The sequence below is a fragment of the Candidatus Skiveiella danica genome (assembly GCF_022705245.1).
Classification (GTDB): Bacteria; Pseudomonadota; Gammaproteobacteria; order Burkholderiales; family Burkholderiaceae_C; genus Skiveiella; species Skiveiella danica.
On sequence record NZ_JAKJEW010000034.1, the window covers coordinates 25,107 to 40,819 of the forward strand.

General features: G+C 58.2%; 15 protein-coding genes and 1 tRNA gene (1 of these 16 only partly in view). 14 read left to right on the forward strand and 2 right to left on the reverse strand.

Translation table 11 applies throughout. The annotated features are described in order from the left end of the window. A protein-coding gene (locus ACMUOY_RS16640; RefSeq protein ID WP_413893857.1) for a thiamine pyrophosphate-binding protein crosses the window boundary here: on the forward strand, window positions 1–1,168 show its 3' portion. Its footprint begins 623 nt before the window's first position; only the last 1,168 of its 1,791 coding nucleotides appear in the window; its start codon lies off the left edge, out of view; it ends in the stop codon at window positions 1,166–1,168. A 126-nt stretch (window positions 1,169–1,294) separates the two neighbouring features. Here ACMUOY_RS16640 and ACMUOY_RS16645 read toward each other — a convergent pair whose 3' ends face one another. After that, window positions 1,295–1,729, reverse strand: coding sequence for an SWIB/MDM2 domain-containing protein (locus ACMUOY_RS16645; protein ID WP_413893858.1), 435 nt, complete (start codon window positions 1,727–1,729; stop codon window positions 1,295–1,297). Between the two features lie 306 nt (window positions 1,730–2,035). Here ACMUOY_RS16645 and rraA point away from each other — a divergent pair, with 306 nt between their 5' ends. Then, window positions 2,036–2,572 (forward strand): ribonuclease E activity regulator RraA, encoded by a 537-nt coding sequence (rraA, locus tag ACMUOY_RS16650; protein WP_413893859.1) that lies wholly within the window; start codon window positions 2,036–2,038, stop codon window positions 2,570–2,572. A 16-nt stretch (window positions 2,573–2,588) separates the two neighbouring features. Here rraA and ACMUOY_RS16655 read toward each other — a convergent pair whose 3' ends face one another. Beyond that, window positions 2,589–3,470, reverse strand: a complete 882-nt coding sequence (locus ACMUOY_RS16655) for a DMT family transporter (protein WP_413893860.1) — start codon at window positions 3,468–3,470, stop codon at window positions 2,589–2,591. Window positions 3,471–3,557: 87 nt separating this feature from the next. On the opposite strand from ACMUOY_RS16655, the gene ACMUOY_RS16660 reads away from it, so the two are divergent. The 12 genes from ACMUOY_RS16660 to uvrC all read left to right on the forward strand — a co-directional run. Further along, the gene (locus ACMUOY_RS16660; RefSeq protein ID WP_413893861.1) at window positions 3,558–3,965 is read left to right on the forward strand and encodes a gamma-glutamylcyclotransferase; all 408 of its coding nucleotides are present in this window, start codon (window positions 3,558–3,560) and stop codon (window positions 3,963–3,965) included. A gap of 271 nt (window positions 3,966–4,236) precedes the next feature. Next, window positions 4,237–5,565, forward strand: coding sequence for an isocitrate lyase (aceA, locus tag ACMUOY_RS16665; protein ID WP_413893862.1), 1,329 nt, complete (start codon window positions 4,237–4,239; stop codon window positions 5,563–5,565). Between the two features lie 279 nt (window positions 5,566–5,844). Continuing rightward, entirely contained in the window at window positions 5,845–7,752 is a 1,908-nt protein-coding gene (gene thrS, locus ACMUOY_RS16670; protein ID WP_413893869.1) for a threonine--tRNA ligase, read from the forward strand. Window positions 7,753–7,836: 84 nt separating this feature from the next. Beyond that, window positions 7,837–8,430: a translation initiation factor IF-3 gene (infC, locus tag ACMUOY_RS16675; RefSeq protein WP_413893870.1), complete on the forward strand. Its 594-nt coding sequence runs from the start codon at window positions 7,837–7,839 to the stop codon at window positions 8,428–8,430. 184 nt (window positions 8,431–8,614) lie between these two features. Continuing rightward, window positions 8,615–8,818, forward strand: a complete 204-nt coding sequence (rpmI, locus tag ACMUOY_RS16680; RefSeq protein WP_413893863.1) for a 50S ribosomal protein L35 — start codon at window positions 8,615–8,617, stop codon at window positions 8,816–8,818. 25 nt (window positions 8,819–8,843) lie between these two features. Next, window positions 8,844–9,113, forward strand: a complete 270-nt coding sequence (gene rplT, locus ACMUOY_RS16685) for a 50S ribosomal protein L20 (protein ID WP_413893864.1) — start codon at window positions 8,844–8,846, stop codon at window positions 9,111–9,113. A gap of 140 nt (window positions 9,114–9,253) precedes the next feature. Further along, a complete protein-coding gene (gene pheS, locus ACMUOY_RS16690; RefSeq protein ID WP_413893865.1) occupies window positions 9,254–10,306 on the forward strand; it encodes a phenylalanine--tRNA ligase subunit alpha in 1,053 nt (350 codons plus the stop codon). Between the two features lie 71 nt (window positions 10,307–10,377). Further along, window positions 10,378–12,822, forward strand: a complete 2,445-nt coding sequence (pheT, locus tag ACMUOY_RS16695; protein WP_413893866.1) for a phenylalanine--tRNA ligase subunit beta — start codon at window positions 10,378–10,380, stop codon at window positions 12,820–12,822. A gap of 50 nt (window positions 12,823–12,872) precedes the next feature. Continuing rightward, window positions 12,873–13,193 carry an integration host factor subunit alpha gene (locus tag ACMUOY_RS16700; protein ID WP_413893871.1) on the forward strand — a complete coding sequence of 107 codons (321 nt, stop codon included), beginning with the start codon at window positions 12,873–12,875 and terminating at the stop codon, window positions 13,191–13,193. Between the two features lie 103 nt (window positions 13,194–13,296). Next, window positions 13,297–13,746: a MerR family transcriptional regulator gene (locus tag ACMUOY_RS16705; protein WP_413893867.1), complete on the forward strand. Its 450-nt coding sequence runs from the start codon at window positions 13,297–13,299 to the stop codon at window positions 13,744–13,746. A gap of 23 nt (window positions 13,747–13,769) precedes the next feature. After that, window positions 13,770–13,846: transfer RNA gene (locus tag ACMUOY_RS16710), tRNA-Pro, on the forward strand. 53 nt (window positions 13,847–13,899) lie between these two features. After that, window positions 13,900–15,713, forward strand: a 1,814-nt coding sequence (uvrC, locus tag ACMUOY_RS16715) for an excinuclease ABC subunit UvrC (protein ID WP_413893868.1), incomplete at its 3' end; no start/stop codon positions are given.

Consider the following 15,713-nt stretch of genomic DNA (forward strand, 5'->3'; position numbering starts at 1 on the left):
GCTGCCGCTGCCGCGGGTCGAGCCGGTCGAAACCTGGAGTGACCCAGGATCGCTACGGGCTTTGCGGGAACTGCTGCTGAAGTCCGAGCGCCCGTTCGTCATTGCCGGCGGCGGCGGGTGGACGCCGCAGGCCGCGCAGGCACTGCAGCGCTTTGCCGAGAACTGGCAACTACCTGTGGGAAATGCCTTCAGATTTCAGGATACCTTTGACAACCTTCACCCGCTGTATGCAGGCGATGTGGGCATCGGGATCAATCCGAAGCTGGCGGCGCGCATCAAAGCGAGCGATCTGATCGTGGCGATTGGCCCGCGCCTGGGCGAGATGACCACCAGTGGCTACACCCTGCTGGAGCCGCCGCGGCCCCGGCAGAAGCTGGTGCACATCCATTCCAGCGCCGAGGAGTTGAACCGTGTCTACCAGGCGGACCTTGCCATCTGCGCCACCATGAACGCCGCGGCGCGTAGCCTGGAAGTGCTCGCCGCGCCGCCCACACTGACTTGGTCCTACTGGACCACTGCCGCGCACGGCGACTACGAAGCCAATCTGACGCCGCAAGACCTGCCAGGCGACATTGACATGGCCGCGATGGTGGCGACGCTGCAAAGGATTCTGCCCGCCGATGCCGTCCTGACCAACGGCGCTGGCAACTTTGCCAGCTGGATGCACCGGTTCTACCGTTATCCAGGGCTGACCAAAGGACACAAGACACAGTTGGCCTGCACCAACGGTGCCATGGGCTACGGTGTGCCAGCCGGAATTGCCGCCAACCTGCTGACCGGACGTACCGCCTTCACGATTACCGGTGACGGCGATTTCCTGATGAACGGCCAAGAGCTGGCCACGGCGGTCCAGCACGGGGGCAAGAGCATCGTCGTGTTGCTGAACAACGGTATGTACGGCACCATCCGCATGCATCAGGAGCGCGAATACCCGGCGCGCGTGAGCGGCTCGGCGCTGCGCAATCCGGACTTTGCTGCTTTGGCACTGGCCTATGGCTACGTGGGTGTCCGCATCACGCGCACCGAGGAGTTCGAGCCGGAACTTCTGGCTGCGCTGGCACGCGGACAGGGCACCTTGATCGAGGTGATACTGGATCCCGAAGTCATTACGACCCGCGCGACTTTGGCAGCGATCGGCGAAGCGGCTCGCATCAACAAAAAAAGCTGAATACGACCACCGGACGCTGGGGATAAGGCTTCTGGACGTTTAATTCTCATGAGAGCCGCCATGAAAAAAGGCCCGAATGACGGGCCTTCTTCATGGCGGCACCGGCACGAGCCGGTCCCTCTGGCATCACTTGAGATGCGCGCTGATCATCTTGGTCATTTCGAACATTGAAGCCTGGGCCTTCTTGAAGATTTCCTTCAGCTTGGCGTCGGCATTGATCATGCGCTTGTTCGCCGCGTCTTGCAGTTTGTTCTTCTTGATGTATTCCCAGATCTTCTTGGTGACTTCGGTCCGGGGATACGGGCCTTTGCCGATGATCGCTGCCAACGCGTCGCTCGGCGTCATGGCTTTCATGAATGCAGCGTTCGGTGTGCGCTTGGCAGCTGCCTTCTTGGCAGGAGCTTTCTTGGCCGGTGCGGCAGCCTTCTTGGCCGGCGCCTTGGCGGCTACTTTTTTTGCCGGAGCTGCGGCCTTCTTGGCCGGAGCGGCTTTCTTGGCGGCGGGAGCGGCTTTCTTGGCCGGAGCGGCCTTCTTCGCAGGGGCTTTCTTCGCAGTTGCCATGATGGTTTGTCCTCTTCTGGTAGTGGGTGAAGTACCAGTGAAAACTGCTTCTCAACTGGCATTGCGGATGCTACTGGAGAAAGTACGTGAATCCAAGGGGAAAAAGCCCTTTTTCTCTCTGAAATGTTGCGGATTCGCCTATGAGTGTGCTCTTTCCGTTGAACGTGATGGGCCATCGGCTTGCCGGCTTGCCGGCGAAGCGCCGCGGGTTAGGGGCGGGGCCAATGCTTGAGCCGGTCACGGTGCCACGAAACTTCGGTATTCTTGCCAGTCTGGATCTCAAACACTTTGATGGAGTTACCGAGCATGAATGCCCCCACCCGGCCCGTTTTTGCGACCTGCGATCTGTGCGATGCGTTTGAGAACGACACGACCGGCAGCTTCCGCGTGCTTTCGCCGGTCTTCAACGACTACGGTGCGATCGGGAAGTTCTGTGGCCCGGTCGTGACGTTGCGTTGCCTGGAAGACAACTCGCGGGTACGTGAGGCCGTCAATTCGCCGGGGTTCCTGGAGACGCCGCAGGGCTGTGTCGGTCGGGTGCTTGTGATCGATGGCGCCGGCTCGGTGCGTCGCGCACTGGTGGGTGGCAATCTCGCCGCGGCGGCCGCCAGGAACGGGTGGGCTGGTATCGTGGTCGACGGCGCGGTTCGTGACCTGACGGAGTTGCGCGAGGCGCAGGTGGGCATCAGGGCGTTGGCGTTGGTGCCGATGCGCACGGCCAAGCGGGATGAGGGACAGGCTGACATTGCGGTGCAGATCCAGGGGACATGGGTGCGTCCTGGTGACTGGCTCTACGCCGATGAAGATGGAATCGTGGTCGCAGCACAGGCGCTGCACAACTGAACCTGGAACGGTGGCCTCAGTGGGGAACCCTGCGGGGCAGTGTGGCCAGCAACACGCCGGCCAGCGCAATCGCAAGTGCCATGAATTGCACCTTGTCCAGGGACTCGCCCAGCACCAGAACGCCCACCAGGGCCGCACTGATGGGCAACAGAACGGTGAACACACCGCCTTGTGCGGCCGGCACCACCTTCAAACCGGTCATCCACAGCCAGACGGTCCAGACGCAGGCTGCCAGCGCATAGAAGACCAGCAGCAGCCACATGGGCGCCGGCACGGAGCCGAAGTCAAATTGAAGGGCGACATAAACCCCCATCGGCGTGGACAGGGCGAATCCCCACAGGTTGATCAGTGAGGTGATGCGTTTCGGCCCCATGGCCTGGGTCAGGCGCTTGCCAATGACGGAGTACGCCGCTTCGCACAGGACGGCGCCAAACAACAGGAGAACGCCCAGTGCGGTTTGGAAATCGGTGAGGCGCGGTGCGCTTGATGCAACCATCCCGTTGTGGACCGTTGTGCCCGACAGCGCCAGCAGGGCGATACCGCATCCACCCATGCCGATGGAAACCCAGATTCGCCATCCAATCCGCTCGCCCAGAAAAGACCAACTCATCAGCGCGACCACGGCCGGGATCGATGCCATGATGACTCCGGCATAAACGGCGCTTGTCAGGCTGACGCCGTACATCATGCAGAGGGTGAACAGGAAATTGCCGAACAGGGACTCCAGAAATAGGAGGCGTTTCGTTTGAGGCGTGAGCGCGGGTTCGCTCGGGGGCTTCTTCAGCCATCGCACCATGGCCATGGCCCCAATGCCGAATCGCATCCAGGCTAGCAGGAAGACCGGAATCACCGCTGCGAGTGGTTTGGAAAATGCGACATAACTGCCGACAAGCGACATGCTCAGGGCGAGGCAGGCGTAGGCAACGAGTCGGCGGGGCTGATCCGGTTTCACTAGACTGGTGTGACTCTTGAAAAGGATTCCATCATGCCCGAAGCGCCTTCAACGACCCAGCGCCACGTGTTCGTCTACGGCACCTTGCGCTGTGGCGACGACAACGACATCACACGGCTGAAACCCGAACCGGTCTTCGTGGGCTCAGCCGTCATTACGGGCACGCTGTACGACCTTGGCGCCTATCCCGGAATTCGGCTGGACGGGGAGGGTCTTGTTCAGGGGGAGGTGTATGCCATTGCGCCGGAACTGGAAGTGCAGCTCGATGAAATTGAGGAGCTCTATCCCCAGCAGCGGGACGAATATTTCAAGCGAATCGTCCCCGTGGCGGTGCAGGGGCGCACGTTTGCGTGCATCGTGTACGAAATCAATCCCAAGTACGTGGTCGGGCGCGCCATCCTTCCAGGCGGTGACTGGGCGCGAGAGCGCAGGCTGAAATAAGACAAAGAAGATTGTCATGTTGTGGAATGTGATGTTGCGTTTTGAAAATGACGGATGCTGCGGTGCGGAAAAATTTCTTGATATGAGAAAGCTGTTTTCATATTGAGAAATGAATGAGGTAACTTATTGATTTTCAAAGGAATAGATTGAGTCTTCTATAAGACATAAGAGCGCGCAGAAGTCTTATAGAAGAGTTAAAGTACTGCTATCGGCACCCGTCTTGCATTGCTGACGCGTCCATCTTGTTTTCAACTCAACTTTGGAGGTTTCCATGTCCAACAAATCCGCGCAACCCACCCGCGCCGAACAGATCGCCGCCTTGGAAAAGGATTGGGCGACCAACCCGCGCTGGAAGGGCGTGAAGCGCGGCTACAGCGCCGCCGATGTGGTTCGACTGCGCGGCAGCATGCAGCCCGAGTACACGCTGGCCAAGAGTGGTGCAGAGAAGCTCTGGGCCAAGGTCAACGGCGGTGCCAAGAAGGGCTATGTCAATGCGTTCGGTGCCATTACTGCAGGCCAGGCCATGCAGCAGGCCAAGGCTGGCCTTGAAGCGGTGTATCTGTCGGGATGGCAGGTCGCAGCCGACGGCAACACCAGCGAAACGATGTATCCCGACCAGTCCCTCTATGCCTACGACTCGGTGCCGACGATGGTCCGCCGTATCAACAATACGTTCAAGCGCGCCGATGAAATTCAGTGGAGCCGCGGCATCGAGCCCGGTTCGCCCGAATTCATTGATTACTTTCTGCCGATCGTGGCTGACGCCGAGGCCGGCTTTGGTGGCGTTCTGAACGCTTTCGAACTGATGAAGAACATGATTGCGGCTGGAGCTGCCGGCGTGCACTTCGAGGACCAGTTGGCCGCTGTGAAGAAGTGCGGTCACATGGGTGGCAAGGTGCTGGTTCCCACGCAAGAGGCCTGCGAGAAACTGATTGCCGCGCGCTTTGCCGCCGACGTGATGGGCGTTTCGACCATCGTGCTGGCCCGCACCGACGCCGAAGCCGCCAACCTGATCACAAGCGATCACGACGCCAACGACAAGCCTTTCCTGACCGGCGAGCGCACGCAAGAGGGCTTCTACCGTGTCAAGAACGGCCTTGAGCAGTCCATCAGCCGCGGCGTGGCCTACGCGCCGTACGCCGATCTGGTGTGGTGCGAAACCGGTGTGCCCGATATCGGCTTTGCCCGTGAATTCGCGCAAGCCGTGCACGCGGCCTGCCCCGGCAAACTCCTTTCGTACAACTGCTCGCCATCCTTCAACTGGAAGAAGAACCTCAACGACAAGCAGATCGCGTCCTTCCAGGAAGACCTGTCTGCGCTGGGCTACAAGTATCAGTTCATCACGCTGGCCGGCATCCACATCAACTGGTTCAATACCTTCCAGTTCGCCCACGCCTATGCCCGGGGCGAAGGCATGAAGCACTACACCGAAATGGTGCAGGAGCCCGAGTTCGCAGCTCGGGACAGGGGTTACACCTTCGTTTCGCACCAGCAGGAAGTGGGCGCGGGCTACTTCGACGACGTGACGACCGTGATCCAGGGCGGTTCTTCCTCGGTGAAGGCCCTGTCGGGATCAACCGAAGAAGAGCAGTTCCACTGAACGCAGCCCTTGCGCTGCAGGGGCCGTGCTTCCGCGAGGGAGCCGGCCTTTCTTCTGCATCAGCGGCGGAGCGAATCTGCGGTTAAAATCGAGGAACATCCTCTGACAAGAGCGAGAAAGGCAATCTGGTTATGGCACCGCGAACTACATCGGCATCATTCACAAGCGAATAAGGCCGTAGTCCGCGCGCCTTGGGCGCAGGCAGCTACCAGATTTCATGAAAGCGCGGGCATGTCCGCGCTTTTTCTTTTCTCGATTTCCTTCTTTTTATTGCAAACCATGATTCAAGTTTCGCTTCCGGATGGCTCTCAACGTGAATTTCCTGGCCCTGTGACGGTGGCTGAAGTTGCCGGCTCCATTGGTGCCGGCCTGGCCAAAGCCGCATTGGCCGGGCGGGTCAATGGCAAGGTGGTTGATACCAGTTTTCGGTTGGAGGACAACAGTGCGCTGTCCATCATTACCGCCAAGGACTCCGAGGGGCTGGAAGTCATTCGCCATTCGACGGCACACCTGTTGGCTTATGCCGTGAAGGAACTGTTCCCGGAGGCTCAGGTGACCATTGGACCGGTGATTGAAAACGGCTTCTTTTATGACTTCTCATACAAACGGCCCTTTACACCGGAAGATCTGGTCTCCATTGAAAAGAAGATGGCAGCGCTGGCTGTATTGGATGAGCCCGTCACCCGGCGGGTACTTCCGCGTGACGAAGCCGTGGCGCATTTCAAAATGCTGGGCGAGCACTACAAGGCCGAGATCATCGAGAGCATCCCCGCCGACCAGGATGTTTCACTCTACCGCGAAGGCAAATTCGAGGACCTGTGCCGTGGGCCGCACGTGCCCAGCACTGGCAAGCTGAGGCACTTCAAGCTGATGAAGGTGGCGGGCGCCTATTGGCGCGGGGACCACAGGAACGAAATGCTGCAGCGGATTTACGGCACTGCCTGGGCCACGAAGGAAGAGTTGCAGCAGTACCTGACCATGCTGGAAGAAGCGGAAAAGCGCGATCACCGCAAGTTGGGCCGGGAATTGGATCTGTTCCATATTGACGACCACTCGCCCGGCACCGTTTTCTGGCACCCCAAGGGCTGGACGGTCTGGCAGGAGGTTGAGCAATACATGCGCCGGGTCTACCGAGAAAACGGCTACCAGGAGGTCAAGGGCCCCCAAATTCTCGATGCTTCACTTTGGGAAAAGACCGGCCACTGGGACAAATACCGCGAAAACATGTTCACGACCGAGTCGGAGAAGCGTGACTATGCGCTCAAGCCGATGAACTGTCCGGGGCACATTCTGATATACAAGCAGGGTATCAAGAGTTACCGCGACCTGCCTTTGCGTTTTGGCGAGTTTGGCAACTGCCATCGCAACGAGCCATCTGGTGGACTGCACGGCATCATGCGAGTGCGCGCTTTCACCCAGGACGATGGCCACATCTTTTGCACCGAAGACCAGATCCAGGCGGAATGTGTCACATTCACCACGCTGTTGCAAAAGGTGTACCGGGACTTTGGATTTACCGAGATCATTTACAAGTTGGCAACGCGCCCGGACAAGCGCATCGGAACCGAAGAAAGCTGGGACAAAGCCGAACAGGCACTGGCTGCCGGTCTGAAGGCATCGGGCTGCGAATTCGAACTGTCGCCAGGCGAGGGTGCGTTCTACGGACCGAAGATTGAATACACCCTGAAAGACGCCCTTGGCCGCCAGTGGCAGTGTGGCACGATGCAGGTCGACCCGAACATGCCCGAACGACTCGACGCCGAATTCGTGGGTGAAGATGGCGCTCGGCACCGTCCCATCATGCTGCATCGGGCCATTGTTGGCAGTTTGGAGCGCTTCATCGGTATTCTGATTGAGCAGCATTCCGGTGCGTTGCCTGCATGGCTTGCGCCCGTGCAGGTGTCTGTTCTGAATATCACCGATGCGCAATCCGACTACTGTCGCGAAATAGTCAAAATGCTGAGAAATCAAGGGCTTAGAGCGGATATCGATCTGCGAAACGAGAAAATTACGTATAAAATACGTGAGCATTCGTTGCAAAAGCTGCCGTACATCCTTGTCGTTGGCGACAAGGAGAAATCAGCTGGGGCTGTGGCCGTTCGCGCCCGGGGGAACAAAGACCTCGGTGTCATGTCGATCGATGCGTTCATGCAACTGATCGCATCAGACATTGCGTCTAAAGTCTGATATTTTTGTTGAGACAGGCTCTGGGTAGTATGTCTCCGATGTTTTTCGCTACAATTTGAGTAGCATTTATGAAGGATTTGAGTCATCGCTACTGAATTTCGTGATCGCCGCCACCGTGAAGAGCGTAAGCATCGCTTGAACCGGGAAATCATGGCGCCTGAAGTCCGCTTGTCGGGTCCGGAAAATGAGCCGTTGGGCATCGTGAGTCTCATGGAGGCCTTGCGCATGGCCGGGGAACTTGATGTTGATCTGGTCGAGATTTCTGCTGTGGCAAATCCGCCGGTCTGCCGTTTGATGGATTACGGCAAGTTCAAGTACCAGGAGCAAAAGCGGGCAGCTGAGGCGAAAGCCAAGCAGACGGTCATCGAGATCAAGGAAGTCAAGTTCCGACCTGGTACCGACGATGGCGACTACAACATCAAGATGCGCAATATCAAGCGCTTTCTTGCTGAAGGCGACAAGTGCAAGATCACGTTGCGGTTCCGTGGACGTGAGATCACGCACCAGGAGTTGGGGATGGCCTTGCTGAATCGCATTCGAGATGAGTTGGCTGACCTGATCATTGTCGAGCAATATCCGAAGCTCGAAGGTCGGCAGATGATCATGATGATCGCGCCAGGTAAGCGCAAGGCTGCGGCGAAACCCGCTGCGGAAGTTGCGCCAGCGCCATCGATTTGATTTTCAGGGCGACGCCTCGGTGTCGCCTTGAGTCAGCGGCAGGCATGAGCGCCTGCTGTCTGGTCGGGGAATTCAGGTTTCCCGGCGAACGCAGGGGGTTACCGCCTGCACAAGTGGCTCGGGGCCAACAAGGCTGCAAATCGTTTGCAGACGCCTCACGAGCACAAGAAATAGGAGCATTTACATGCCCAAAATGAAGACCAAAAGCAGCGCGAAAAAGCGCTTCCGTGTTCGTCCGGGTGGTACCGTCAAGCGCGGTCAAGCCTTCAAACGTCACATTCTGACCAAGAAGACCACCAAGAATAAACGCCATTTGCGCGGTGCCGTTACGGTTCATGAAACCAACATGGTTTCCATGGCCCAGATGTTACCCGGCCGCGGCATTTAATTAACGACGAACAAGGAGTAATCACATGCCTCGCGTCAAACGTGGTGTAACGGCTCGCGCCCGCCAATATGCCTACCGTGACCGCCGTACCAAGAAACGTGTCTTCCGCCAGTTGTGGATCGCCCGTATCAATGCAGCTGCACGTCAGTGTGGCATGACCTACAGCCAGTTCGCCAACGGGTTGAAGAAGGTCAACATTGAAATCGATCGCAAAGTTCTGAGTGACATCGCCATTCACGACATGGCAGCGTTTGCAGGAATTGTCGAGCAGGTCAAAGCCAAACTGGCTGCTTGATACAGCCGCCCAAAGAACGGGGTCAGATCCTGAGTTCGGTCTGATGCATGGAGTGCATCAGCTTTGGACTAGGGGGCTGGCCCCAATTTCATGGGTTGGGCCATCTGCTGGTCCCGGCCCGCTTCAAGTCATAAGAAACTATGAACGATCTGGACGCCCTGGTTGACAGTGCCCGCTCAAGCTTTGAGGCGGCTACGACACCTTCAGAACTGGAAAATGCGAAGGCCAGGTTTCTGGGCAAGTCCGGACGCCTGACCGAAATGATGAAGGGACTGTCGGCGTTGGGTGTCGAAGATAAGAAGATCCGGGGTGCTGCGATCAACCAAGCCAAGCAAGCCATTGAGGGGGCGCTCGGGGCGCGCCGCATGGCCCTTGCGGACCTTGAGCTTCAGTCGCAGTTGAAGGCCGAGGCTCTGGATGTCACGCTGCCTGGGCGCCGCCGAGGACAAGGCGGTTTGCACCCCGTGTCGCTGACCATGGAGCGTATCGAACTGATCTTTGGATCGATGGGATTCGAAGTGGCCCAGGGGCCAGAAATCGAGGCTGACTGGTTCAATTTCACCGCGCTGAATACGCCAGAGGATCATCCGGCGCGATCCATGCACGATACGTTCTACGTTGAGGGCGGAACACCCGGTGCCCCGAATCTGCTGCGCACACATACCAGTCCGGTGCAAATTCGCCATGCGCTCCAGCACGTCAAACGGCACAAGGCAAAGACGGATGCCGGCCAGTCGATGCCGGAGATTCGGGTCATTGCGCCTGGTCGCACCTATCGTGTGGACAGTGACGCCACGCACTCTCCCATGTTTCATCAGTGCGAAGGTTTATGGATTGGGGAGCAGGTAAGTTTCAAGGACCTCAAGGTCGTTTTTACTGATTTCTGTCGAACCTTCTTCGAATCCGAGGACTTGGTCTTGCGTTTTCGACCGAGTTTCTTTCCGTTCACAGAGCCGAGCGCCGAGATCGATATTCAGTTTCCTTCTGGCCCGCTCGCCGGACGCTGGCTTGAAGTGGCTGGCTCCGGGCAGGTGCATCCGAACGTCGTGAGGGCCATGGGGCTGGACCCTGAACGTTTCATTGGCTTCGCATTTGGAATGGGGCTGGATCGTTTCACTATGCTGCGCTATGGTGTGAACGATCTGCGCCTGTTCTTTGATGGCGACATCCGATTCCTCAGTCAATTTCAATAAGTTCCTCTGAGTACGCCAGCGGCCGGGCCCCAGCGTACCGAGAGCTGTTCTTTGCCAATCTAGGTTAGACCATGCAATTCCCTGAGTCCTGGCTGCGCGAATTTTGCAATCCCACGCTCTCCACACAACAGTTGGCCGAAACACTGACCATGGCCGGACTGGAAGTTGAGGCGCTCGATCCGGTGGCACCTCCGTTCAGCGGCGTTGTTGTGGGGGAGATCAAGTCTCTTGAGCAGCACCCCAATGCCGACCGTTTGCGTGTCTGCCAGGTTGATGTCGGTCATAAGCGGTTGTTGAACATCGTTTGCGGTGCTCCAAACGCGCGCGCGGGCATCAGGGTTCCGTGCGCCTTGGTCGGCGCAAGCCTTCCACCGGGAGTGGATGGAAAGCCATTCTTGATAAAGACCGGGAAGCTGCGCGGCGTCGAGAGTCAGGGGATGCTGTGCTCGTCGCGGGAACTTCACCTCTCCGATGATCATGGCGGACTGCTTGAACTTCCCGGTGACGCGCCGCTTGGACAGGACATTCGTCGGTTTCTAAACCTGGATGACACACTTTTCACGTTGAAGCTCACCCCGAATCTGGCGCATTGCCTGAGCGTCTTTGGCGTCGCGCGCGAGCTCTCCGCACTGACGGGAGCGCCATTGATCACGCCGGCATTCGTCTCTGCTACCGTATCCCACGACGAGAAACTGCCCGTGAGGATCGTCGCTTCCGACCTCTGCGGACGGTTCACTGGCCGGATTATTCGTAATGTGAACCCAAAGGCGGTCACGCCGCCCTGGATGGTCGAACGCCTCGCCCGATGCGGGCAACGTAGCGTGGCACCGCTTGTGGATATTTCCAATTATGTGATGTTCGAACTGGGCCGACCATCGCACATATTCGATCTTGAGAAGCTTCATGGTGGCCTGACCGTTCGATGGGGGAGCACGGGCGAGCAACTGAAGCTGCTCAATGGAACCACGGTGACCGTGGATAGGGCGGTGGGGGTGATCGCGGATGATGCGCAAGTTGAGTCGCTGGCTGGGATCATGGGTGGTGATTCCACGGCCGTTTCGGACGAGACACGCCACATTTATGTCGAAGCGGCCTTCTGGTGGCCGCAGGCCATCGCCGGCCGCTCCCGTCGTTTCAACTTTTCGACGGACGCTGGCCATCGATTCGAACGAGGTGTCGATCCGGGGCTGACGGTGGAACATGTTGAACGAATTACGGAGTTGGTTGTGGCCATCTGTGGCGGTGAGCCCGGGCCGATGGACGACCAGGCGCCGAATGTGCCGCAGCGTCAGCCGGTGACGCTACGCGTGGCCCGAGCGAGCAAGGTCATCGGTATGCCGCTGACTCAGCGTCAATGTGCCTCCGCTTTAAGGGGTTTGGGCCTGGAGGTGAGCGAAGGCGATGGAACCGTTACCGTGGTGCCTCCTTCGTACCGCTTTGACCTTCAGATCGAAGAGGACTTGATTGAAGAAGTCGTGCGCATGGTCGGCTATGACAAGCTCCCGACCACACCACCGACCGGGCCGATTGTCCCCAAACTGCTTTCGGAGTCGCGGCGCGGGCCGTTTGCCGTGCGACGCTTGCTTGCGGCGCTCGGCTATCAGGAAACGATCAATTTCAGTTTTGTGGACGAGCGTTGGGAGCGTGAATTGGCTGGAAACGCGACGCCGATCCGCTTGATGAATCCGATTGCGAGTCAGATGAACGTGATGCGTTCATCATTGCTGGGCTCATTGCTCCAGGTGATCAAATTCAACATCGACCGTCGTGCGGATCGTGTGCGGGTTTTTGAAGTCGGAAGCGTCTTTCTCCGCGACGCCACGGTCGAAAGCACTGATTCGACGGTTGAAGGCTATCGCCAGCCCATGCGGGTTGCCGGAGTTGCCTATGGCGCGGTGGATCGGGTTCAGTGGGGACAGCGATCGAGAATCGCCGACTTCTTTGATGTCAAGGGTGATATCGAGGCGCTCATTGCGCCCCGGCGGGCGCGCTTTGAGCCGGCCGAACATCCTGCCATGCATCCTGGCCGCTGCGCATGTGTCTTGATCGACGGTTCGCCGGTTGGTCATGTGGGCGAACTTCATCCACGTTGGCGACAGATCTGGGAATTCCCCGCGGCGCCACTGATGTTTGAGTTGGAGCTCGACTGCGTCTTGAAACGCGAGGTTCCGGCGTTTGCGTCAGTAACCCGTTATCAGGCCGTCGAGCGCGATCTGGCTGTTGTCGTTCCGGAGATCGTCAGCCATGCGGAAACGATGGCGGCTGTCTGGGCAGCCAACACCGGAGGACTGCTTCGTGATGCCGTGCTTTTCGACATCTACCGCGGCAAATCCGGCGTGGCAGTTGATGCGACGACCGGATCCACCGCAGGATTGTCGGCCAATGAAAAAAGCTTGACGATTCGCTTCAGGTTCATTAGCGATGAAGCCACCTTGACCGAGTCCCAGATCGACAATGCCATGAAGAACGTCATGGATGTACTGGCGAGCCGATTAGGGGCTCGTTTGCGCACTTGACGGCTATACGTTCGTCGCCAACCAGAGTTCGAGATTTTCGCGAGGATGTCATGGAATTGTCGTTTGAAAGCATGGAAACACCCGCGCTGACCAAAGCCCAACTCGCTGAACTGCTGTTTGAGCAGATTGGTCTGAACAAGCGGGAATCCAAGGACATGATCGACGCGTTCTTTGACTTGATTGCCGACAGCCTGGTTGAAGGCGAGGACGTGCGAATTTCTGGCTTCGGCAACTTTCAGATACGGACGAAGGCCCCCCGACCCGGTCGAAACCCCCGTACCGGCGAGGCCATTCCCATTGAGGCGCGAAGGGTTGCGACCTTTCATGCCAGCCACAAACTGAAAGACCAGATCCAGGGCGATACCAACTAATTCCGAGGTTGGCTCTTTTTTTTGCTTCGCATCGGTGAATAGATGGCATCTTGATGATTGTTGGAGTAATCTCATACATTTCCTTTGAAGTGCATTGATTTACATGGAGAAAATGCTCCCGCCCATACCCGCCAAGCGATACTTCACCATCGGCGAGGTGGGGGATCTTTGCGGCGTCAAGCCGCATGTGCTTCGTTATTGGGAGCAGGAGTTCACTCAGTTGCGCCCCATGAAGCGAAGGGGCAACAGGCGCTACTATCAGCATCATGAAGTCCTGATGATTCGGCGGATCAGGGACTTGCTCTATGAGCAGGGTTTCACGATCAGTGGTGCGAGGAACCGGCTTCAGGAGTTGAGCCAGATCGAGCGGGATCGACGGCGCGAAGGGGACGATTTCTCAGGTGACGGCGCGGGCCAGGATGGTGAGTTCCCGGTATTCATTGATCTTGCAGATTCGGTACCAGAGAACGATGAGCAGACGGCCAATAGCCTCCACTTGATTCGTCGGGAGCTATTTGAAATACGCAACCTGCTGTCATTGAGCTCCATCTGAACGCGCTATAATTGCAAGCTTGTCGGCGTGTAGCGCAGCCTGGTAGCGCACTTGCATGGGGTGCAAGGGGTCGCGAGTTCGAATCCCGCCACGCCGACCATTTTTTCATTGAACGGGTTATGGCCATTGGTGCTGTAGCCCGTTTTTTTTGAGATGCCCGACGCCCCGCAGGACTCACCTAGGCTCCACCCGGAACAGGGTGAAGTGCCATCGACTCAGCATCCTGAGCAGTTGCTGAAGGACGTTGCCGCGCTTCCCCCGTTGCCAGGCGTTTACCGCTACTACGATGCCGATGAGCAACTGCTCTATGTTGGCAAGGCCGGCAACCTGAAAAAGCGGGTGTCAAGCTATTTTGGGCGCCAGCACGACGGAACCCGGGTCGGGCACATGATCGGCCGGATCGTCCGAATGGAGACGACGGTGGTCCGTTCGGAAGCAGAGGCGCTGCTTCTTGAAAACAACCTGATCAAGACACAAAACCCGAAGTTCAACATCCTCTTCAGGGACGACAAGAGTTACCCCTATCTGAAGCTATCCATTGCACGTGACACGCCTGGGGCAGTGCGCGGGACGCCCAGCGCAACTGCTGTTCCGCGCGTTGCGTATTACCGGGGCGCGGTCGATCGGCGCAATCACTACTTTGGTCCGTATCCCAGCGCTTGGGCCGTCAAGGAAACGATACTGCTGTTGCAAAAGGTGTTCCGTCTGCGAACGTGCGAAGACACGGTGTTTTCCAATCGAACCCGGCCTTGTTTGCTGTATCAGATCAAACGCTGTTCGGCGCCCTGCGTGAACCAGATCAGCGTGGAGGCTTACCGAAGGGACGTCGCTAGCGCAGAGGCCTTTCTAAAAGGCGAGGCCCGCGAGGTGTTGCGGGAACTTGAAGGCCGGATGCTGGCGTGTGCCGAGCGACTTGAGTTCGAGGAAGCAGCGGAAATTCGAAATCAGATAAGTGCGCTGTCCCGTGTTCTGCACCAACAGGCTGTTGATACAACAACAGATCGAGATGTCGATATCCTGGTGGCCAAAGTGCAAGGTGGTCGGGCTTGCGTCAATCTGGCGATGGTTCGCGGTGGTCGTCATCTTGGAGATCGACCTTATTTTCCCTCGCATGTCGAAGACGCCATGGTCATGCGCGCAATCGACCAGGTCGCCGATGGACCCGCGAATTCGGGCCACGCCCTGCGGGGGGCAGGCGTGATGGAGGCTCAGATCTTGGAATCCTTCATTGCGCAGCATTACGACGGCATATCGGTTCCTCCGTCCCTTATTACGAGTCACCCGGTCAGTCAGACCGTCCTCGATCTCCTGTCGGAAACCAAAGGGGTCAAGGTAAACGCCACTCATCAGCCTCGGGAGCAGCGCCGGGTGTGGCTCGACATGGCGCAGCAGAACGCCGACCTGCAGCTGACGCGTCTTCTGGCCGAGGAAGGTTCTCAGCAGGCTCGAACCCGGGCACTGATTGACGCACTGGATCTGGCGCCCGATGACCTTGCTGCATTTCGGATCGAATGTTTTGACGTCTCCCATACCGCGGGAGAAGCGACCCAGGCCTCATGCGTGGTCTTTCATCACCACAAGATGCAGAGCAGCGAATACCGGCGTTACAGGATTGAGGGCGTCACCGGCGGAGATGACTACGCCGCCATGCGGCAGGTGCTCATGCGTCGCTACGCGAAGTTGACGTCGGTTTCAATGACAGGCGATCCCGTAGCTGGCGCACAAGAGCATGGACCCATGCCGGATCTGGTACTCGTGGACGGAGGGAAGGGGCAGGTCGCGGTAGCGCGCGAGGTCTTCGGCACACTTGGCATCAGTTTGTCGCTGCTGGTCGGTGTCGAGAAGGGCGAAGGGCGCAAGGTCGGCCTGGAGGAACTGGTCTTTGCCGATGGACGCGAAAAGGTCCACCTGGGTCACGATTCCGCCGCGTTGATGCTGGTGGCGCAGATTCGCGACGAGGCCCATCG